We start from the raw sequence: 18,868 nt of genomic DNA, 5'->3' as shown, positions 1-18,868 counted from the left end.
CTCCTTGCTATGCGCGCTGGCTGGAGATCGACACGATCTCGCCGGTGAGGTAGGTGGTGTAGTCGCTGGCGAGCATCGCGATGGTGGCCGCGATCTCCCACACTTCTGCGGCGCGGCCGTACGCCTCGCGGGAGGCGAGTTCGTCGAGCAGGTCGTCGCTGGTCACCTTCGCGAGGAACGGATGACGGGCGATCGACGGTGCGACGGCGTTGATGCGGACGCCGTAGTCGGCGGCCTCGACTGCAGAACAACGGGTGAGGGCCATGACACCGGCCTTGGCAGCCGCATAGTGCGCCTGACCCCGCTGCGCGCGCCAGCCGAGGACGGACGCGTTGTTGACCAGGATGCCGCCGTGGCCGGCGTCCCGGAAGTAGCGGAGGGCGGCGCGAGTGGCGCGGAACGTGCTGGTCAACGTGATGTCGACGACCCGGTCCCACTGCTCGTCGGTCATGTCGGCGACCGGGGTCTCCCCGCCGAGTCCGGCGTTGTTGACCAGGACGTCGATGCGTCCGAGCTTCTGCGCCGAGGCGGCGATCAGATCGTCGACCTGTTCGGTGGACGACACGTCGCAGACGTGGGACGTGACTCGCTCGGCGCCGAACTCGGCGGCGAGCTTCTCGACGGTCTCGCCGAGGCGACGCTCGTGGAAGTCGGAGACCAGGACGTCGCCGCCTTCGAGGAGCACACGGCGTGCGGTCGCGAAGCCGATGCCGGTTCCCGCGGCTGCGGTGACCACGACCTTCTTGCCCTTGAGCAGGTCGTGGCCCGCGATCTCCTCGGGAGGGGTGGCGAGTGGGGAAACAGGACGGGTCATGGACGTGCCTCTCGGGGAAGGCCGAGGACGCGCTCGGCGATGATGTTCCGCTGTACTTCGTTGGAGCCGCCGTAGATCGTGTCGGCGCGGGTGAACAGGAGCAGTCGTTGCCACTCGTCGAGTTCGACGTTCTCCGGATCTGAGATGTTGTTGGCTCGCCCCTCGGTGGTGGCGGGCGGCCCGATGAGGGAGGGCGCGCCGGCGACTGCCACCGCGAGTTCACCGAGGTCGCGGTGCCAGTTGCCCCAGAGCAGCTTGGTGACCGACGCGGCCCCGGCTTCGGAGACGATGTCGCCGGCGAGGGTGCGCCGCGCGTTGGCCTCCATCACCGAGAGGCCGACCTTGGCGCGCCGCAGGCGGGAGGCGATCTCGGGATCGGACGCCGCACCGTTGCGTTCGGCGAGGTTGATCAGGTTGTCGAGTTCGCGGTGGAAGCCCACCTGCTGGCCGAGTGTGGACACACCGCGCTCGAACTGCAGGAGGCCCATCGCGACCTTCCACCCGTCGCCCGGCTCGCCGACGATGAGGTCGGCGGAGGTCTTCGCGTCGTCGAAGAACACTTCGTTGAACTCCGACGTTCCGGTGATCTGTTGGATCGGCCGGATGGTGACACCGTCGGCGTCGAGAGGAACGAGCAGGAAGCTCAGGCCCTTGTGTCGACTCGAGCCCTTCTCGGTGCGAGCGATCACAAAGCACCATTGGGACAGGTGAGCCAGCGACGTCCAGATCTTCTGGCCGTTGATCACCCACTGGTCGTCGTCGAGCACAGCGGAGGTCGCGACGCCCGCAAGGTCACTGCCCGCTCCCGGTTCGGAGTAGCCCTGCGCCCATAGCTCGGTGACGTCGACGATGTGCGGCAGGAAGCGAGCCTGCTGCTCCGGCGTGCCGTATTCGATCAGTGTCGGGCCGAGAAGTTCCTCACCGAGGTGATTCACGCGCGCGGGTGCGTTGGCCCGCGCATACTCCTGGTGGAAGATGATCCGCTGCTCGATGGTCGCACCGCGGCCGCCGTGTTCAACGGGCCATCCGAGGCATGTCCAACCCGACGCCGCGAGGTGGCGGTCCCACTCGAGTCGTTCGGCGAAGAACTCGTGTTCACTGCCCGGTCCGCCGCGTCCGCGTAGGGACGCGAAGTCGCCCACCAGGTTGTCGGAGAGCCAATCGCGCACGGCCTGCGCGAAGACGGTTGCCGCATCAGGGGTGCGGGCCGCCCATTCGCCGAGGTCGACGGCCCGATCGGCGAGATTGATCGTCGTCATGACCGCTAGCTTAACCTACCAAGCATTTGCTAGGTTTTGTTCATGCTTCCGACTCCGCTCACCACTCCCGCAGCACTCCACCGCGCGGAACAGTTGTGGCCCGATCTTCCGGCGATCGTCGACGAACAGTGGGCCGAGCCGGTCCGACTCACCTGGAGCGAGTTCGCCGACCAGGTACGACGCTTCGCCGCGGGCCTGATCGACCTCGGCGTGCAGCACGGCGACCGCGTCGCCGTGTGGGCCCCCAACAGCCATCACTGGCCCATCGCCGCACTCGGCACTCACTACGCCGGAGCCGTCCTCGTCCCCCTGAACACGCGCTACACGATCAGCGAGGCGTCGGACATCGTTGAGCGCTCAGGCGCACGAGTCGTTGTGACGTCCGGCGTGTTCGCGGGCATCGACCGTCTCAGCGAGGTGCTCGACTCACCGATCGCGCAAGACCGCACGGTCGTCGGGATCCCTCTCGAGCAGGCCGTCGATCCGGCGACCGGCGCGGTGCCGTGGAACGACTTCATGAACGTCTCCGAGGCCGCCGCGGAGGCCACCCGCGAACGGGCGAACGCCGTCACCGGAGATGACCTGTCGGACATCCTGTTCACCTCCGGCACCACCGGCGCACCGAAGGGTGTGCTCGCCGAGCATCAGCAGACCGTTGCCGGCTCGCATGCCTGGGGCGCGAACGGTCGTCTCACCGAGACCGACCGGTACCTGATGGTGAATCCGTACTTCCACACGTTCGGCTACAAGGCCGGCATCCTGCCGTGCGTGTTGTTCGGCGCCGCGATGCTCCCGCTCGCCGTCTACTCCCCCACTGAGGCCTGCAAGCTGACGGCGGCCGAGTCGGCGACGGTCTTCCCCGGAGCCCCGACGATCTTCCAGACGATCCTCGACGACCCCGCCCGGGCCGACTACGACCTGTCGAGCCTGCGTCTGATCGTCACCGGCGCCACGATCGTCCCCGTCGTCCTGATCGAACGCCTCCAGTCCGACCTCGGCGTCGAAACCGTCGTCACCGCCTACGGCCAGACCGAGACCAGCGGATTCATCACCACCTGCAGGCCGGACGACGACGCGGTCACCGTCGCGACCACCTGCGGTCGGACCTTCGACGGCATGGAGATCATGCTGTCCGACGCAGGCGAGATCCTGGCGCGCGGCGCGATGGTGATGCGCGGCTACCTCGACGACCCGAGGGCGACCGCCGAGACCATCGACGCCGACGGCTGGCTCCACACCGGCGACGTCGGCACCATCGACGACCGCGGCAACCTCAAGATCACCGACCGCCTCAAGGACATGTACATCTGCGGCGGCTTCAACGTGTACCCCGCCGAGGTGGAGCAGGTCCTGTCCCGCATCGACGGTGTCACCGAGGCGGCCGTCATCGGAGTCCCGGACGAACGCCTCGGCGAAGTCGGCAAGGCCTTCCTGACCGTGCGGGACGGCGCGAACGTCACCGCGGAGCAGGTGACCGCTCATGCCCGCGAGCACCTCGCCAACTTCAAGGTCCCGCGGTCCGTCGAGTTCGTCGACGCGTTCCCCCGCAACCCGTCCGGAAAGATCCTCAAGCGCGAACTGTCGTAGGCGGCCGATCGCCGGAACGACGACCACCGGCGGCACGCTTCAACGCGTCAAGCACCCTCGCGACGCAGGACGAAACGCTGCACCTTGCCGCTCGGCGTCTTCGGCAACGACTCGACGAAGTGGACGGTCCGCGGGTACGCGTGCTTCGAGTACTCGTCGCGGACCAGATGCTTCAACTCCGTCGCGAGGTCGTCGCTCGCCGTGAAACCGGTGTTCAGGACGGCAAACGCTTCGACCACCTCGCCGCGAATGCCTTCGGGGTCCGGCCTGCCGACGACGGCGACCTCGGCGATCGACGGATGCACCGCCATCACGCTCTCCACGTCGAACGGTCCGATGCGATATCCGGCGGCGAGGATCACGTCGTCATCGCGGGCGGTGAAGGAGAAGTACCCCTCGTCGTCGAGCTTTCCGGTGTCGGCTGAGAGGTACCACGCACCGTCCTCGGTGAACCGTTCGGCGGTCTTCTCCGGTGCGGCGTCGTAGCCGGTGTACCAGAGCAGCGGGCTGCCCTTCACGTCGAGTGCGATCTGGCCGTCGACGATGCCCGCCGCGTACCCCGGCATCACCTGCCCCATCGATCCCGGCTTGAGCGGAAGCGCGACGTCGGACTGCCAGTGATTGCCGATGACCATCCCCGTCTCAGTCTGGCCGTAGTGGTCGCGGACCTCCGTGCCGAGCTGGGTGAGACCGAACTCGACGATGTCCGGGGTCAGCGGTTCACCGGCCGACGAGGCACGGCGCAGGGTCACCCCTGACATGTCCGCACCCGCTCGCAGCGCCCGGTACATGGTCGGCGCGCCCGCGAAGTTGGTGACGCCGAAGGTCTTCACGACGGCGACTGTCGAATCCGGCGTGAAGCCCGCGTTGAAGAGCAGACTCGTCCGGGCACCGACGAGCGGACCGAGAATCGCGTAGTAGAGACCGTACGCCCAGCCGGGGTCGGCGGCGTTCCAGAAGACGTCGTCGGGTGTCACGTCCAACGAGTAGTGCTGATACGTCTGGAACGCGGCGAGCGCGCGCAGCGGCACCGGGACGCCCTTGGGCTTGCCGGTGGTGCCGCTCGTGTAGAGCTGGACGAGTGTTCCGTCGCCGCCGATCACGGCGTCGTCGGAGAACGGCTCCGCACCGACCGACTCGGCAGCCAGATCGTCGACGTCGAGCACCGTGACGGCGTCGATCGGATCGACTTTGTCTCGCTGCGACGCATCGGTGATGACGACCTTCGCAGACGCCCCCTCCACCCGGAGCAGGATCGCACCGGTCGCGAAGGCCGTGAAGAGCGGTACGTGGACGGCGCCGATCCGCCACAGCGCCATCAGCGCGACGATCAGCTCGCGCCGTTTGCCGAGGAGAACCGGGACCCGATCGCCGCGCTCGACGCCTTTGGCGACCAGGACCGTCGCCATCGCACGCGACTCGTCGGCCAACTCGCCGTGGGTGAACGGCGTCGACGTCAGATCGGGTTCGACCAGCGTGAATGCGACGGCGTCGCGGTCGTATCGATCGCACAGCAGGTACGCGGCGCTCGCATTCGGCGCGCTGTACTCGTCGAGCCACTGATGCACCTGCCGCTCGGCCGCCTGGCGTCCATCGGTCATGTCTTGCACTCCATCGTCGTCGTGTGATCACGGATGGAACAATGATGTGTGTGACCCCCGCCACCGACAACCCTCCGAAGAGGGGTACGCCATCGGACGAGCTGGCTCGTCGATTGCGCATGCCGCTGGAACGACTGCGGCTGCGCACTGGTGCCGGGCTGGCGTTCGCGGGCCGAGTGCTGCCGGGAACCGCCGATCACATCGAGCTGTTCGCGTTCGACGGCGATGTCGTCGGACCGTTGCGCGGCGCCAATCTCTATCCCGGACACGGGCTCGGCGGTCGAGTGATCGGCCGCAGGCGGGCGGCCGCTGTGCACGATTACGTCCGGTCGCCGCTCATCACGCACACGTACGACGAGATCATCCGCGCCGAGAATCTGCGGGCGATGGTCGCAGCGCCGATCATCGTCGGACGCAAGCACATCGGCGTTCTCTACGCCGCTCGGCGCAATCCGCACGATCAACTCGGCGTCTCGTTGGACGCCGTCGCCGACGAGGCCCGCGGAGTGGAGCAGCAGCTCGCAGTGGCCGACGTGCTCGCCACTCTCCGCACAGACGACGAGGAGCGCGACCTCGCCGCATGGCGTGCACAGATCCAGGACTCACATGCTCGCCTGCGCGCCCTCGCCGACACCACGTCCGACGCTGCACTCCGCGATCAGATGCTCGACATCGCGGACGGTCTCGCCCACGACTCCCCGTTCGACGAACCGTCCGTCCACCTGACCGCACGCGAACAAGACGTGCTCGGCCTGCTCGCCGCAGGTCTGCCGAACGCGACGATCGCCGACCGCCTGGGCATCGGCGTCTACACGGTGAAGGACCACGTCAAGCGGTTGCTGGTGAAGCTCGACGCGTCGACGCGGTTCGAAGCCGTCGTCAACGCCCGGCGTGTCCGCCTCATCCCCTGACCTAGTGTCATTCGTTTGGACTACACACCCCTAACGGTCCGCGCATGGACGTTCGACATACCAGGTAGCGGTCGAGCACACCCGACAACGCAGCGCACACCGCGGCCTGACCGCTACCGCTCGCCTGCGAGAGGACGTGAACATCATGCGCAATCGAACTCGAGTCATCGCCGGAACGATCGTGGCAGCCGGACTGGCCGGCGCGAGCCTTTCGGCTGTGGGAGGTGCGGCCGCCGACGGTTTTCCCGGCGGTCCGTACTGCCGCGGGCCGGCGAAGGTCATGGCCGAATCGGCACTGTCGCAGGTCGTGATCTGCCCAGTGCAGGGACCGACCGGCTGGGGGTACAGCGGCAAGGCCAAGACGACTGGCAACTGGATCGACGTGAACGGCGCCACGCAGGACCAGTTCGGCAGGTTCCACGCCTACAACAACGGCTACACCTATCACGTCCACCGCGAGTATCTGCACATCACGGCACCGGACGGCACCACCGTCTCGTACGAGCCATGGACGTTCTACACCCAGCGCTGAGCGTCAATGCTCCTGAGATCGGTCGAATCATCCGGGTCCGACGGCACTACGCCATCGAACTTCGCTGATCCGACCGATCTCAGGACCACATTCGACTTATCGTCGACGAATGACTGAGATCACCGACCTCGTAGCCCTTTTCGACGACGAATCCGCAAACTTCCGCATCGCCGTCGACGGCGTGACCGAAGAGCAGGCACGCGCCACGCCGACCGTGTCCGCCTTGAGCATCGGCGGGCTTCTCAAGCACGTCACCCTGACACATGAGGGTTGGTGGAAGACGATCACCGACGCCGACCCGAACGCCGAGTTCGACATGGCCGGCGCGGCCCACGCCTATGAGCTCACCGACGACGAGACCTTCGCCGAATGGGCCGAGAAGTACGACGCGCAGTACGCGAGCACCGTCGCCGCGCTGAAGGCGACGTCGGACCTCGACGCGTTGATCCCACTCCCCACCGCACCCTGGGCGCCAGAGCGGGAGTACCGGTCGGTGCGGTGGATCGTCCTGCACATGCTGCGCGAACTGGCCCATCACGCAGGACACGCGGACATCATCCGCGAAACCCTGGATGGCCAGAGCACCACGATGACCCACGCCCGCAACGCGGGCATGGACGTGTGAAGTGCCGACGGCGACCTACTGAACCGGCTTGACCAGCGGGAAGAGGATCGTCTCGCGGATGCCGAGTCCGGTGATCGCCATCAGGAGACGGTCGATGCCCATGCCGGTGCCTGCGGTCGGGGGCATCGCGTACTCCATCGCGGCGAGGAACTCCTCGTCGAGGACCATCGCCTCGTCGTCGCCTGCGGCGGCGAGGCGGGCCTGGTCGACGAAGCGCTCACGCTGGATCACCGGGTCGACGAGCTCGGAGTAGCCGGTCGCCAACTCGAAGCCGCGGACGTAGAGGTCCCACTTCTCGACGACGCCCGGGATGCTGCGGTGCGCGCGGACCAACGGCGAGGTCTCGACCGGGAAGTCACGGACGAACACCGGCTCGTCGAGCTTGCTGCCGACCATGTGCTCCCACAGTTCTTCGACGAGCTTGCCGTGGCCGTAGCCCTTGTCCTTGGGGACGTCGAGGCTGACTTCTGCGGCGATCGCCAGCAACTCGTCGACGGTGGTCTCGAGCGGCACGATCTCGCGGCCGAGCGCCTCCGACAGCGACGGGTACATGGAGACGGACTTCCATTCGCCCGACAGGTCGTAAGTGCTGCCGTCCGGCATCGTCGGGGTGAGCGTTCCCGCCGCCGCCAATGCCACCGCTTGGACGAGTTCACGCGTGGTCACGGCCGCGTCGTCGTACGTCCCGTACGCCTGGTAGGTCTCGAGCATCGCGAACTCCGGCGAATGCGTCGAGTCGGCGCCCTCGTTCCGGAAGTTGCGGTTCACTTCGAAGACTCGTTCAAGGCCGCCGACGACGGCGCGCTTGAGGAACAGCTCCGGCGCGATTCGCAGGAACAGGTCCATGTCGAAGGCGTTCGAATGCGTCACGAAGGGGCGCGCGGCGGCGCCGCCGTGCAGCGTCTGCAGCATCGGCGTCTCGATCTCGAGGAAGTCACGCTCGGTGAGGAAGCGGCGAAGCTCGGCCATCGCCTTCACGCGGGTGCGGGCGATCTCGCGAGCGTCAGGATTGACGATGAGGTCGACGTACCGCTGGCGGACGCGCGACTCCTCGTTCATCTCCTTGTGCGCCACGGGCAGGGGCCGCAGCGACTTCGACGCCATCTGCCAGGCGTCGGCCATCACCGACAGTTCACCGGTGCGGGAGGAGATGATCTCGCCGTGCACGTAGACGATGTCGCCGAGGTCGACGTCGGACTTCCAGCTCGCGAGCGAATCCTCGCCGACCTTGGCCTGGCTGAGCATGGCCTGCAGCTGTGTGCCGTCACCCTCCTGGAGGGTCGCGAAGCAGAGCTTGCCCTTGTTGCGGATGAAGATCACGCGCCCGGCGACTCCGGCGATCACCCCGGTCTCGGCTCCCGCTTCGAGGTGGGAGTACTCGTCACGGACTGCGCGCAGCGTGTGGGTGCGAGCGATTTCGACGGGGTACGCCTCGCGTCCTTCGGCCAGAATCCGTTCGCGCTTCTCGCGGCGGATCCGCAGCTGCTCGGGGGTCTGGTCGTCGTCGCGGGTCGTCTCGTCGTTCTGGTGCTCGCTCACGCCTCTAGGTTAAGTGTCCGGCCAGCGCAGACACCAATCGAGACGGCCAGGTCAGCGCGGGTCGTACAGACCGAGCGCGTCGGAGCCGATCGAGCCGGTCACGCCGCGGCTGCGCAACGCCCGATGACCTCCCACGACGAACCGCGCACCACGCACACCGCGCGCCTGCAGGTGCCAGGCGAGCCACTCGGCGTCGTAGCCGTCCTCGGAGACGAGGATCCACTCGGCGTCGACAGTGGCCGCGCGGAGCGCGACGGGGGAATCTGGGCCCAGGAGATCAAGCGCCTGATCGGAGGCGACGGCGACCGCTCCGAGCAGTGCGCCGTGCGCACGGTGCTGGGCGGCGTCACGCAGGTCGACGGCGACGGCGCCTGCGGCAAGCGCGGCACGGAAATCGTTCGCCTGCACAGAGAGGGGAACGGAGACGAACGGAGCAGAGACGGGTGCGGTGAGCGCAGTGGTCATGAGGGATTCCTCGAATGGTGATCGAACGTGCAGGGAGGCTGAAGAACAGGGCCGTCCTCGCTCAAAGGCGGGACGTCAGCCCTGACAACACTCCTGACAGCTCTTGATCACGTCGACCACTCTGCCACACCGGCACGCGAGGCGGCCAGAGTTTTGTGCAGGCCCGCGCGAAATCCGGCAAGCGAACTCTGGCGGCGATTCTTGGTAAAGGGCCAAGAATCGCCGCCAACGTTCAATTGCAGCTACAGCGAGCGGCCGATCAGTTCCTTCATGATCTCGCTGGTGCCGCCGTAGATGGTCTGAACGCGGGTGTCGGCGTACATGCGGGCGATCGGGTACTCGGCCATGTAGCCGTAGCCTCCGAACATCTGCAGGCAGCGATCGACCACTTCCTTCTGCTTCTCAGTACCCCACAACTTGGCCATCGACGCCGTCGCCGGGTCCAGACGGCCGGCGATCTGCTCCGAGATGCAGTGATCCATGAGCGTCTTGCCCGCAAGAACGTCGGCCTTGCATTCCGCGAGAACGAATCGGGTGTTCTGGAACTTGAGGATCGGCTGCCCGAACGCCTCTCGCTCCTTGACGTACTTGAGGGTCTCGATGACGGCGGCTTCGGCGACGGCGACGGCCCCGACGCCGATGATCAGACGTTCGCGCTGCAACTGACTCATCAACTGATAGAAGCCCTGGCCTTCGACGCCGCCGAGGAGATTCGCGGCAGGCACCCGCATGTCGGTGAACGACAGTTCGCGCGTGTCCTGGCCGTGCTGCCCGATCTTGGCTAGGACGCGTCCGCGCGCGAAGCCGGGAAGGTCCTTCGTCTCGGCGACGATCAGCGAGACCCCCTTCGCACCCTGGGTCGGGTCTGTCTTGCACACGATGACGAGGAGGTCGCAGTGGGAGCCGTTCGAGATGAACGTCTTCGATCCGTTGATCACGTACTCGTCGCCTTCGAGGACGGCGGTGGTCCGGACGGACTGGAGATCGGAACCGGTGCCCGGTTCGGTCATGGCGATCGCGAGAACCGACTCACCGCTGGCCGCGCGCGGCAGCCACCGGCGCTTCTGCTCGTCGGTGCCGTACGCGTTGATGTAGTGCGCGACGATCGTCGAGTGCACGGCGAAACCGAATGCCGAGTCGCCCGCGAAGGCGAGTTCTTGCTGAACGATCGCCTCGTGCCCGAAGTCGCCGCCCGATCCACCGAACTCCTCCGGCAGATCAAGGCAGAGCAGACCCGCATCGCCGGTCTTGGTCCAGAACTCACGGTCCACCTGGTGCTGTTCCGCCCACCGTTCCTGATTCGGGGTGGCCTCCTTGGTGAAGTACGCGCGAGCGTGTGCGCGGAGCGCGGCCTGGTCGTCGCTCTCCCACGATGCGCGGTAGTCGGGGAACAGTGTGGTCATGGGCTTCTCGATTCCGATAGGGGTGGGTGGCGTCGCGAGCCGGCAGAGGAGCATCTCCATCCAACATCGCTATACAGCCGTATAGTAAGCAGTGTGCGTGTATCGGTCAATGGTCCCGCCGTAGACTCATCCACTGACGATCGGAAGGAGCCGACATGAGTGATCCCCGCACGTCCGCCTCCGATCTGACCGCTCGCGCGAAGATCCGGAACGCGGCGCTCGACCTGTACTCCGAGCACGGCGAGGACCGCGTGTCGATGCGAATGATCGCGGCGCAGGCCGGGGTCACCGTCGGTCTCGTGCAACACCATTTCAAGACCAAAGACGGTCTTCGTGACGCCGTCGAGCAACTCGTGGTCGACTATCACGCACAGGCGATCGCCGACGCCCCCTCAGGCGACTCGCCGGCCGAATCGGCTGCGGCTCGTGATCGTGCGGTCGCACAGATGCTCCACGCGCACCCGCCGGTGGTGAACTACATGCGTCGTGTGCTCCTCGACCCGCACAACAGCGGCGGCACTCTCCTCGCGCGCCTCACCGAACTGAGTCGGCAGGGTGTCGTCGAGATGCGTGGAGCCGGACAGGCGTCGACCGACCGCAGCGTCGCCGATCAGACACTCGGGCTCATGATCAAGCACGTCGGCCACCTGTTCCTGCAGCCGATGGTCGACGCGATGTGGGCCCAACTCACCGCGGACGACGAGCCGCCCGCCGACAAGCCCGTGCTCAGCGTGACCGCTCGTACGACGGATTAGCGCCCACTTCATCAGCTACGACGCGTCTCCGGTTACAGTCGCTTCATGTCGTGTTCAGAATCACTTCATCTGAGCGAGGTCGCCCGATGAGCATGTCCCGCCGTTCCTTCTTGCGTCGCAGCGGTGCTGCGGCCGGAGCCGTCGCCGCATCGTCCCTGGTCTCCGGTGTGGCACACGCAGAGCCCGGCGCGACGTCGTCCGCGAATGCGGCGGGCACCACGCTGGAGAAGGTCGGCGTCGGAGGACGCGCGAATGCCAAGGGCTACCGCAAGCTGGTGCAGGGCAAGGGCTGGCCGCTCTTCATCCGCGAGGAGCTCGCGACGGCGAAATCGGGCCGCGACGACCGTCGGACCGCGGTCGCGTCGTTCGTGCAGCTCACCGACATCCACATCACCGACGTGCAGAGCCCCGCACGATTCGAGTACGTGCACCCGATTCAGGGCCCGGCGTTTCGTCCCCAGGAAGCCCTCGGCACCCAGGGCGCCGTCGCCTTGATCAACCGGATCAACGCACTCTCTGGTGGACCGTTCACCGGTCGCGCGTTCGACTGCGTCGTCTCGACCGGAGACAACACGGACAACCACGAGATCATCGAACTCGAGTGGTACCAGCGACTCCTCGCAGGCGGTGCGATCACCCCGAACACCGGCTCGAAAACCCGCTTCGAGGGTGTCCAGGCCCTCGGGTCCGCGCTCTATTACCGACCTGAGCTCGACAAGCCCGACATCTACAAGGACCGCGGATTCCCGACGATCCCCGGGATGCTGCACGCCGCGATGCGCACGCACACCAGCCCGGGCCTGAACATGCGGTGGTACTCGGTCTTCGGCAACCATGACGACCAGTTGCTCGGCACCGTTCCCAACGGACTCGTGGACTGGCTGTACCTGTCCGACGTGAAGTACGACCTTCCCGGCTCCGACCCGACCGCGCAGGCGATCGGCCAGGCGCTCGGCTCCGACCCGGCGGCGGTCGCCGGGATGCTGGCGAAGCTCAAGACCACCGGCCCGACACTGCCGGCCACCCGAGATCTGCGCCGACGCCCGTACTCGCCGCGAGAGTTCGTCCGCAGGCACTTCGATCCGGCGTTGACCGGAGCGGGTCCGGTCGGCCACGGATTCGCCGATCCGGAGGGCCCCACCTGGTACAAGTTCCAGATCGCGCCCGGACTCCTCGGCATCGCGATGAACACGACGAACAGCATGGGCATCGCCGACGGCTCGATCAGCGAGAAGCAACTCGCGTGGATCGAACGCCAGATCTCGTCGCACAGCGACCAGCTCGTCATGGTGTTCAGTCACCACACGTCGTCGACGATGACCGCCAAACTCCCCAACCCGGAGACCCCGGGGGAGCGGACGTTCGACGGCACGCACCTCGTCGAACGACTGAAGTCGCACTCCAACGTGATCGCGTGGGTCAACGGCCACACGCACCGCAACGAGATGATCGCGCACCGCGGGTCCACCGGAAAGCACAGCTTCTGGGAGATCAACACGGCGAGTCACATCGACTTCCCTCAGCTCGCACGCATCATCGAGGTGTCCGACAACAAGGACGGCACGCTCAGCATCTTCACCCCGCTGATCGAGGCCGACAGCCCGTATACGGCAGACACGTCCGACCTGTCACAGAAGGGTCTGGCCAGCCTGTACCGCGAACTGTCGTACAACGACATCCACGCCGACCTCGAACTCCTCGGCAAGGCGTCGGACCGCAACTGCGAGCTCCTGCTCACTCACCCTCTGCGCTGACTCGCGACGCGCAGTTCGGCGTCCGTCGCCGAGACGACGTGGTCGACGGTCACTCCGGGAGCGGTCTCGCGCAGGACGAGCCCACTGCCGGTGACGTCGATCACGGCGAGGTCGGTGATGATCCGGTCGACCACTCGCCTGCCGGTCAACGGCAACGTGCAAGTCGGAACGATCTTCGACGATCCTGCGCGGTCGCGATGTTCCATGACGACGATGACGCGAGCAGCACCGTGCACGAGGTCCATCGCGCCGCCCATGCCCTTGACCATCTTGCCGGGGACCATCCAGTTGGCCAGGTCGCCGTCGGCCGACACCTGCATCCCGCCGAGAACCGCCGTGTCCACGTGACCTCCGCGGATCATCCCGAACGACAGTGCCGAGTCGAAGAACGCGGCGCCGGGTTCCACGGTGACGGTCTCCTTGCCCGCGTTGATCAGGTCCGGATCGACGTCCTCGACAGTCGGGTAGCCGCCGGTGCCGAGTATCCCGTTCTCCGAGTGGAGCACAACGTTCACCGAGTCGTCGAGGTACGTCGGAATCAGGGTGGGCAGACCGATGCCGAGGTTGACGTACTCGCCATCGATCATCTCTGCCGCGGCACGTTGCGCCATCTGCTCACGTGTCCAGCCTCGTGCGACGGTGGTCGTCATGCTGCGGCTCCTTCGGTCGTGACGGTGAGTTTCTCTATCCGTTTGGCCTGCGGTCCGGTGTCGACGATGCGCTGGACGAAGACACCGGGAAGGTGCACCTCGCTCGGGTCGATGACGCCGGGCGCCACCAGCTCCTCGACCTGAGCGATCGTGATGCGCCCGGCCATGGCGGCGAGCGGATTGAAGTTCTGGGCGGTCTTGTCGAAGACGAGGTTGCCGTCGGTGTCGCCGAGCGCGGCGTGGACAAGCGCGTAGTCCGCGGTGATCGACCGTTCCATCACGTACTCCCGACCGCCGAAGGTGCGAACCTCCTTCGCGGGCGACGCCACCTCGATCTCTCCGCCCGGCGCGTACCGCCAGGGCATCCCGCCTTCGGCGACGAGGGTGCCGACTCCGGCCGGGGTGTAGAACGCGGGAATCCCCGCTCCACCCGCGCGGAGTCGTTCGGCGAGTGTGCCCTGCGGGACCAATTCCACCTCGAGCTCGCCTGCGAGGTACTGCCGCGCGAACTCCTTGTTCTCACCGACGTAAGAGGCGGTGACCCGCCTGATCCGCCGTTGAGCGAGGAGGATTCCGAGGCCGTAGTCGTCGACGCCGCAGTTGTTGGTGAACACCTCGAGGTCGCCGACGCCCAGATCGTGCAGCGCCTCGATCAAGGCGTCCGGCACACCGCAGAGCCCGAACCCGCCGACAGCGAGCGTCGCGCCGCTGGTGATCACACCGACCGCGTCAGTCGCCGACGCACACACTTTTCTGGACATGTCCAGCCTCATTCCTCCGTTGAACAAACACCTCAGCATCGGCTTCGAGTGTCACTTTCTGCACGTCAACAGTTCAAGAGGTGCGGTCCAACCTCTCTCTGGGCGGTCGCCGGATGAACCTTGCGTTCATTGAGTGAACGCCTTAGCGTCGAGGCCATGGCGTCGACAGACAAGTCAGGACAAGGCGTTGCGCGGATCGCCGCGCTGCTGCGGGCCATCGGCTCGAGTTCGGCGGCGACGTCGACGACGGCGCTCGCCGCAGCCGCGGGCCTGGCACGCCCAACCGCGCACCGTCTGCTCACCGCGCTGGCGGCCGAGGGCCTCGTCGATCGCGACAACAGAACCGGCGATTGGTCGCTCGGGCCGGAGCTCTATCTGCTCGGCGCCACCGCAGCCGCGGCCTACGACATCAGGGACGACGCCCAGTCCGTGCTCGATCGACTGGCCGGCGAGTCGGGCGAGTCGGTGTTCTTGAGCGCCAGGCGCGGTGACGAGACCGTGTGCGTCGCAGGTCAGGAAGGAAGCTTTCCGGTCCGTTCGCACGTGCTGTACGAGGGCATTCGGTTCCCTCTCGGCGTCGCCTCGGCCGGGCTCGCGATCCTGAGCCATCTCCCGGACCGCGACATCGACGACTACTTGCGAAGGTCCGATCTGGGTGCCACGTGGGGCCCCGAGCATGCGCACGACATGATCCGCCGCCGCATCGCTCGAACTCGCCTCGACGGGTACGCCACCAATCCAGCCCTGCTCGTCGAAGCGAGTTGGGGCATGGGCGCAGCAGTGTTCGATTCCGACGGCCGTCCCGCATGGGCCTTGAGCCTGACCGGCGTGGAGGCTCGATTCCAACCAGAGCGCAGGACCGAACTGGGCCGACTACTCCTGGCTCAGGCACACGAGTTGACACGAAAACTCCAGGTCAGGCGTAAGTCCAGCACGCGGCTCGTGTGACGCGTCTCAAAAACGACGCTTCAGGCTTTGCCGCCGACAACGACGAGCAATAGGGTTGGCTGACCTTACTAGAGAATTGTGAAGGACGGCCATGCGACGCCCGATCATCCGACTGTCCGTCGTGACGACGTCTGTTCTGCTCACCGCAGCGCTCGGCGTCGCACCCGCGTACGCCTCACCGATCGACGACGGCCTCGCCGCTGTCGGCAATCTACTGCCCGGTGCGCCGCACCCCGACAAGCCGAAGCCCACGAAAACCGCTCCCTCGACACCGAAGGCCCGACCGACCACATCGTCACCCAAGCCTTCAACGACGACGTCTGCGGCGCCCACACCGGCCGCCGCTCCAGCCGGTGAGCGTGTCGACCTGGTGGACGGCACGTCGATTCTGCTGCCGCACAACGCATCCGCCGCGACCAAGGTCTCCATGCTGACCGACGTCCGCGAACGTCTCACGGCACAGGGCATGGACCTGCTGAACCGGCTGATGTCCCTCCTCCCGGGAACGAACGGTCCCAGCCGTGGAACTCCGGTCCTCACAGTGACGCCCACGACCGGTCTCCGGTCGGGCGCGACGGTGACCGTCAGCGGCAAAGGATACCGCAGCGGCGAGAACGTGTACGTCACCCAGACGATCGCGAAGCCTTCGTCGGGCTACCCGAGCACATACGCCGACGCCAAGAAGGTCACGGTGGGCTCCACCGGGACCTTCAGCACACAGATCGCCGTCACCTCGACGTTCGGCAAGGTGAACTGCCTGCGCACGGCATGCTTCGTCGCATCGTTCACGGCATTCCCGAAACTCGCCGACCGTAGTCAGGACGCATGGGTCCCGATTTCGTTCAGCGCGGCGGGCGGCCCGGCGGAAACCGCTCCCAGTGCACCCGGCCGGCCGGCCGCACCAGTGGCTCCCAGGCCGGGCGCAGGTCCGTCCGTCAGTGTCGATCGAACCTCCGGACTCAACCCGTCGGGCGATTCCGTCACCGTCTCGGGCTCGGGATTCTCCACCAGCGGTCCCGGAGTCTACGTCGGCATCGCGCAGTCGAACCAGTTCTCAGTCACCGACCAGTCGTCGTTCGACGATCGTGCAGTCTGGGTGGCCACCAGCAACGGGCGCATGCGCGCCGACGGCTCGTTCAGCGTGCAACTCCCGGTCAAAGCGAAGTTCGGCCGCGCCGACTGCACCACGTCGCCGTGTGCGGTCTACACGTTCGCCGCACACGGCTCATCCGACCGCAGTCAGGACACCGCGACCGGTGTCTCGTTCACCGGAGGGCCCGCCGCCGACCGCGCCGTGGCGGTTCCGACCGACGGCGGCCGGTCGCGCCCCGCGCCGCCTGCGGAGAACCGCGGCACCGGCACTGCCTCGACGTCCCTGTCCACATCGACGATCGCCGCGACCGGCACCACGTCGGTCACCGTGAACGGCACCGGTTTCGCGACCACCGGTCCGGGTGTCTACGTCGGTGTCGCCGAGACCGGCAAGTACTCGACCACCGACTCGAGTGCGTACAACCCGGTGACATGGGTGCCGTCGACCCAGATCTCCGCCGACGGCTCGTTCTCGGTGACCCTCGACGTGGCCCCTGTGTTCGGTGCGGGCAACTGCATCAAGAACGCGTGCGCCGTGTACACCTTCGCCGCCCACGGATCATCTGATCGCAGCCAGGACACCTCGTCGCCGCTGACCGTCGCAGGCACTGCTGCCGAGAAGGCGCGCGCGCTCAGCGACGGCCCGAAGCCCGGCGCCCCGTCGTCAACCGCTCCCGGCTCGTCGACGGCGCCCGCCGTCGCTGCGGCAGGCGACCCGTCCACACCGACCACCACGGCGTCCGCACAGGACGATTCCTCGACCAACTGGTGGGCGTGGGGAGGCGGAGCACTCGCCGTGGTGATCGCAGCGGCTGCAGGCTACGGAGCCGCTCGACTCCGCAACTGATCTCCAGAGGTGGGCGCCAGGTGCACGTAGAGGGTCGTCGACACGGCCAGCACCTGGCGTCCCGTCTGGTTCGTGAGCGTCCGCTCGACCGCGACGAATGCTCGTCGACGATCGGGCTCGTGGTCGATCCGCATGATCTCGCCCTGACCGGACAAGACGTCACCGACGCGCACCGGACGCAGAAATCGCACGTCGACGCTGCGTCCAGCGATCACGTGCCAGTGCCGGTACATCGCTTCGACGGACAGTCGTTGGTTGATCGCCATCGTGTGGACACCGGACGCGATCAGCCCGTCGTATGCGCCGTCGTCGGCCGCCTCCGCGTCCGAGTGAAAGTCTTGCGGGTCCCACTTCTGCGCGAACTCGACGAGTTCGTCGTGCGTCACCTCGTGTCGGCCGAACCGGTACACGGTCCCGACCCGGAGGTCGTCGCCGTAGAGCTTGTCCATCGTCCGACCGTATCGGACGAGTTCGACGTCAGACCTTGCGGCGGATGAGTCCCTGCATCATCTTGTGGTGACCGAGGACCGCGCGGGCACGATCGGGCAGGCCGGTGACGACGGGACTGTCCTGATTCGGCGAGACGACGTGCACCGGTCCGGCGGCGAGATTCGCCAGCCCTTCACGAGCGACGTCGCTCGGCTGCCCGACAGCGAGGCCCGGCATGTCGAAGTCGAGGCCCCCGCGTCGCATCGCAGGAGTGTCGGTGACTCCGAGGACAAGATGGAGGACGTCGACGCCCGCATCCCGAAGCTCCAGCCACAGGCCTTCCGTGAAGATCCGCATGTACGCCTTCGACCCGCCGTAGACCGTGTGCTCCGCCGATCCCAGATACCCGCTCATCGATCCGATCGTGACGATCCCACCGGAGCCACGCTTGCGCATGCGCGCGCCGAAATGGTGAGCGAGCGCCATCGGCACGGTCACGTTGAGCGTCAACACGTTCATGAACTCGCCGAGATCACCTTCGACGAACCGCGAGCCGTAACTGTTGGCGCCCGCGTTGCAGACGAGCAGCCCGACGTCGAGCCCGTGAGTCTCGTCCATGACGAGTTGGAGGTCGGAGGGAACTGTGAGGTCGGCGCTGATCACGAGGACATCGGCGCCGAGCGCCCGGCATCGCTCCGCAGTCTCCTCGAGCGGAGCCTTCTTCCGTGCGACCAGGACGACGTTCAGACCAGCAGCGGAGACCTGTTCGGCGAACTCCGCGCCGACGCCTTCGGAGCCCCCGACGATCACCGCCCACGGGCCGTACTTCGCGGCGTCGATTCCTGGCACGTCTGACATCGCTCTCCCGTCGTCGAAGGCTTGCATCACCTTCGACG

The 18,868-nt window shown here is 66.7% G+C and carries 18 protein-coding genes; 8 read left to right on the top strand and 10 right to left on the bottom strand.

All coding sequences use genetic code 11. The features are described from left to right. Positions 1-7: 7 nt before the first annotated feature. Positions 8-814 (bottom strand): SDR family oxidoreductase, encoded by an 807-nt coding sequence (locus WFK36_RS00495; RefSeq protein ID WP_008377335.1) that lies wholly within the window; start codon positions 812-814, stop codon positions 8-10. Continuing rightward, on the bottom strand, positions 811-2,073 hold the full coding sequence (locus WFK36_RS00490; protein WP_336788780.1) for an acyl-CoA dehydrogenase family protein: 1,263 nt from the start codon (positions 2,071-2,073) through the stop codon (positions 811-813). Before WFK36_RS00490 ends, WFK36_RS00495 begins: the two co-directional genes overlap by 4 nt. 42 nt (positions 2,074-2,115) lie before the next feature. Between WFK36_RS00490 and WFK36_RS00485 the strand changes: the two genes are divergently transcribed. Further along, complete coding sequence (locus tag WFK36_RS00485; protein ID WP_336788779.1) at positions 2,116-3,660, top strand: FadD3 family acyl-CoA ligase; 1,545 nt, start codon at positions 2,116-2,118, stop codon at positions 3,658-3,660. A gap of 47 nt (positions 3,661-3,707) precedes the next feature. Here WFK36_RS00485 and WFK36_RS00480 read toward each other — a convergent pair whose 3' ends face one another. Beyond that, complete coding sequence (locus WFK36_RS00480; RefSeq protein ID WP_336788777.1) at positions 3,708-5,261, bottom strand: AMP-binding protein; 1,554 nt, start codon at positions 5,259-5,261, stop codon at positions 3,708-3,710. A gap of 44 nt (positions 5,262-5,305) precedes the next feature. Between WFK36_RS00480 and WFK36_RS00475 the strand changes: the two genes are divergently transcribed. The 3 genes from WFK36_RS00475 (at position 5,306) to WFK36_RS00465 (ending at position 7,329) form a co-directional block, all read left to right on the top strand. Further along, positions 5,306-6,172: a LuxR C-terminal-related transcriptional regulator gene (locus WFK36_RS00475; protein WP_336790901.1), complete on the top strand. Its 867-nt coding sequence runs from the start codon at positions 5,306-5,308 to the stop codon at positions 6,170-6,172. Between the two features lie 145 nt (positions 6,173-6,317). Beyond that, a complete protein-coding gene (locus tag WFK36_RS00470; protein WP_336788775.1) occupies positions 6,318-6,704 on the top strand; it encodes a hypothetical protein in 387 nt (128 codons plus the stop codon). Between the two features lie 109 nt (positions 6,705-6,813). After that, a complete protein-coding gene (locus WFK36_RS00465) occupies positions 6,814-7,329 on the top strand; it encodes a DinB family protein (RefSeq protein ID WP_336788773.1) in 516 nt (171 codons plus the stop codon). Between the two features lie 15 nt (positions 7,330-7,344). Here WFK36_RS00465 and lysS read toward each other — a convergent pair whose 3' ends face one another. From lysS to WFK36_RS00450, 3 genes are all read right to left on the bottom strand, one after another. Beyond that, positions 7,345-8,868: a lysine--tRNA ligase gene (gene lysS, locus WFK36_RS00460; RefSeq protein WP_336788771.1), complete on the bottom strand. Its 1,524-nt coding sequence runs from the start codon at positions 8,866-8,868 to the stop codon at positions 7,345-7,347. 51 nt (positions 8,869-8,919) lie between these two features. Beyond that, positions 8,920-9,333, bottom strand: a complete 414-nt coding sequence (locus tag WFK36_RS00455) for a hypothetical protein (RefSeq protein ID WP_008377319.1) — start codon at positions 9,331-9,333, stop codon at positions 8,920-8,922. Positions 9,334-9,575: 242 nt separating this feature from the next. Further along, positions 9,576-10,736, bottom strand: a complete 1,161-nt coding sequence (locus WFK36_RS00450; protein ID WP_336788769.1) for an acyl-CoA dehydrogenase family protein — start codon at positions 10,734-10,736, stop codon at positions 9,576-9,578. A gap of 155 nt (positions 10,737-10,891) precedes the next feature. On the opposite strand from WFK36_RS00450, the gene WFK36_RS00445 reads away from it, so the two are divergent. Together WFK36_RS00445 and WFK36_RS00440 are read left to right on the top strand one after the other, a co-directional pair. Beyond that, positions 10,892-11,491 carry a TetR/AcrR family transcriptional regulator gene (locus WFK36_RS00445; RefSeq protein WP_008379466.1) on the top strand — a complete coding sequence of 200 codons (600 nt, stop codon included), beginning with the start codon at positions 10,892-10,894 and terminating at the stop codon, positions 11,489-11,491. Between the two features lie 86 nt (positions 11,492-11,577). Beyond that, positions 11,578-13,245, top strand: coding sequence for a TIGR03767 family metallophosphoesterase (locus WFK36_RS00440; RefSeq protein WP_336788767.1), 1,668 nt, complete (start codon positions 11,578-11,580; stop codon positions 13,243-13,245). On the opposite strand, the gene WFK36_RS00435 is transcribed toward WFK36_RS00440, so the two are convergent. After that, complete coding sequence (locus WFK36_RS00435; protein WP_336788765.1) at positions 13,230-13,895, bottom strand: 3-oxoacid CoA-transferase subunit B; 666 nt, start codon at positions 13,893-13,895, stop codon at positions 13,230-13,232. The two genes, WFK36_RS00440 and WFK36_RS00435, sit on opposite strands and share 16 nt — an antisense overlap. After that, positions 13,892-14,656 (bottom strand): CoA transferase subunit A, encoded by a 765-nt coding sequence (locus tag WFK36_RS00430; protein ID WP_336788763.1) that lies wholly within the window; start codon positions 14,654-14,656, stop codon positions 13,892-13,894. Before WFK36_RS00430 ends, WFK36_RS00435 begins: the two co-directional genes overlap by 4 nt. Before the next feature lie 156 nt (positions 14,657-14,812). On the opposite strand from WFK36_RS00430, the gene WFK36_RS00425 reads away from it, so the two are divergent. Next, positions 14,813-15,604, top strand: coding sequence for an IclR family transcriptional regulator (locus WFK36_RS00425; RefSeq protein ID WP_336788761.1), 792 nt, complete (start codon positions 14,813-14,815; stop codon positions 15,602-15,604). Between the two features lie 91 nt (positions 15,605-15,695). Then, positions 15,696-17,543 (top strand): neocarzinostatin apoprotein domain-containing protein, encoded by a 1,848-nt coding sequence (locus WFK36_RS00420; protein WP_336788759.1) that lies wholly within the window; start codon positions 15,696-15,698, stop codon positions 17,541-17,543. Here WFK36_RS00420 and WFK36_RS00415 read toward each other — a convergent pair. Beyond that, positions 17,516-17,992, bottom strand: coding sequence for a MaoC/PaaZ C-terminal domain-containing protein (locus tag WFK36_RS00415; protein ID WP_336788757.1), 477 nt, complete (start codon positions 17,990-17,992; stop codon positions 17,516-17,518). The genes WFK36_RS00420 and WFK36_RS00415 overlap by 28 nt on opposite strands. A gap of 28 nt (positions 17,993-18,020) precedes the next feature. After that, positions 18,021-18,830 (bottom strand): SDR family NAD(P)-dependent oxidoreductase, encoded by an 810-nt coding sequence (locus WFK36_RS00410; protein WP_336788755.1) that lies wholly within the window; start codon positions 18,828-18,830, stop codon positions 18,021-18,023. Between the last annotated feature and the right edge of the window lie 38 nt (positions 18,831-18,868).

This window comes from Gordonia malaquae, from assembly GCF_037148075.1.
In the GTDB taxonomy this organism is placed as follows: Bacteria; Actinomycetota; Actinomycetes; order Mycobacteriales; family Mycobacteriaceae; genus Gordonia; species Gordonia malaquae.
The sequence above is the reverse complement of the archived record's forward strand: the minus strand, read 5'-3'. Positions and strand labels throughout refer to the sequence as shown.

Coding starts and splice junctions, on each gene's coding strand:
- WFK36_RS00415 (WP_336788757.1), bottom strand. CDS start 17,992: ATGGACAAGCTCTACGGCGACGACCTCCGGGTCGGGACCGTGTACCGG.
- WFK36_RS00470 (WP_336788775.1), top strand. CDS start 6,318: ATGCGCAATCGAACTCGAGTCATCGCCGGAACGATCGTGGCAGCCGGA.
- WFK36_RS00480 (WP_336788777.1), bottom strand. CDS start 5,261: ATGACCGATGGACGCCAGGCGGCCGAGCGGCAGGTGCATCAGTGGCTC.
- WFK36_RS00455 (WP_008377319.1), bottom strand. CDS start 9,333: ATGACCACTGCGCTCACCGCACCCGTCTCTGCTCCGTTCGTCTCCGTT.
- WFK36_RS00425 (WP_336788761.1), top strand. CDS start 14,813: ATGGCGTCGACAGACAAGTCAGGACAAGGCGTTGCGCGGATCGCCGCG.
- WFK36_RS00435 (WP_336788765.1), bottom strand. CDS start 13,895: ATGACGACCACCGTCGCACGAGGCTGGACACGTGAGCAGATGGCGCAA.
- WFK36_RS00410 (WP_336788755.1), bottom strand. CDS start 18,830: ATGTCAGACGTGCCAGGAATCGACGCCGCGAAGTACGGCCCGTGGGCG.
- WFK36_RS00440 (WP_336788767.1), top strand. CDS start 11,578: ATGAGCATGTCCCGCCGTTCCTTCTTGCGTCGCAGCGGTGCTGCGGCC.
- WFK36_RS00485 (WP_336788779.1), top strand. CDS start 2,116: ATGCTTCCGACTCCGCTCACCACTCCCGCAGCACTCCACCGCGCGGAA.
- WFK36_RS00430 (WP_336788763.1), bottom strand. CDS start 14,656: ATGTCCAGAAAAGTGTGTGCGTCGGCGACTGACGCGGTCGGTGTGATC.
- WFK36_RS00490 (WP_336788780.1), bottom strand. CDS start 2,073: ATGACGACGATCAATCTCGCCGATCGGGCCGTCGACCTCGGCGAATGG.
- WFK36_RS00495 (WP_008377335.1), bottom strand. CDS start 814: ATGACCCGTCCTGTTTCCCCACTCGCCACCCCTCCCGAGGAGATCGCG.
- WFK36_RS00445 (WP_008379466.1), top strand. CDS start 10,892: ATGAGTGATCCCCGCACGTCCGCCTCCGATCTGACCGCTCGCGCGAAG.
- WFK36_RS00420 (WP_336788759.1), top strand. CDS start 15,696: ATGCGACGCCCGATCATCCGACTGTCCGTCGTGACGACGTCTGTTCTG.
- WFK36_RS00475 (WP_336790901.1), top strand. CDS start 5,306: ATGTGTGTGACCCCCGCCACCGACAACCCTCCGAAGAGGGGTACGCCA.
- WFK36_RS00465 (WP_336788773.1), top strand. CDS start 6,814: ATGACTGAGATCACCGACCTCGTAGCCCTTTTCGACGACGAATCCGCA.
- WFK36_RS00450 (WP_336788769.1), bottom strand. CDS start 10,736: ATGACCACACTGTTCCCCGACTACCGCGCATCGTGGGAGAGCGACGAC.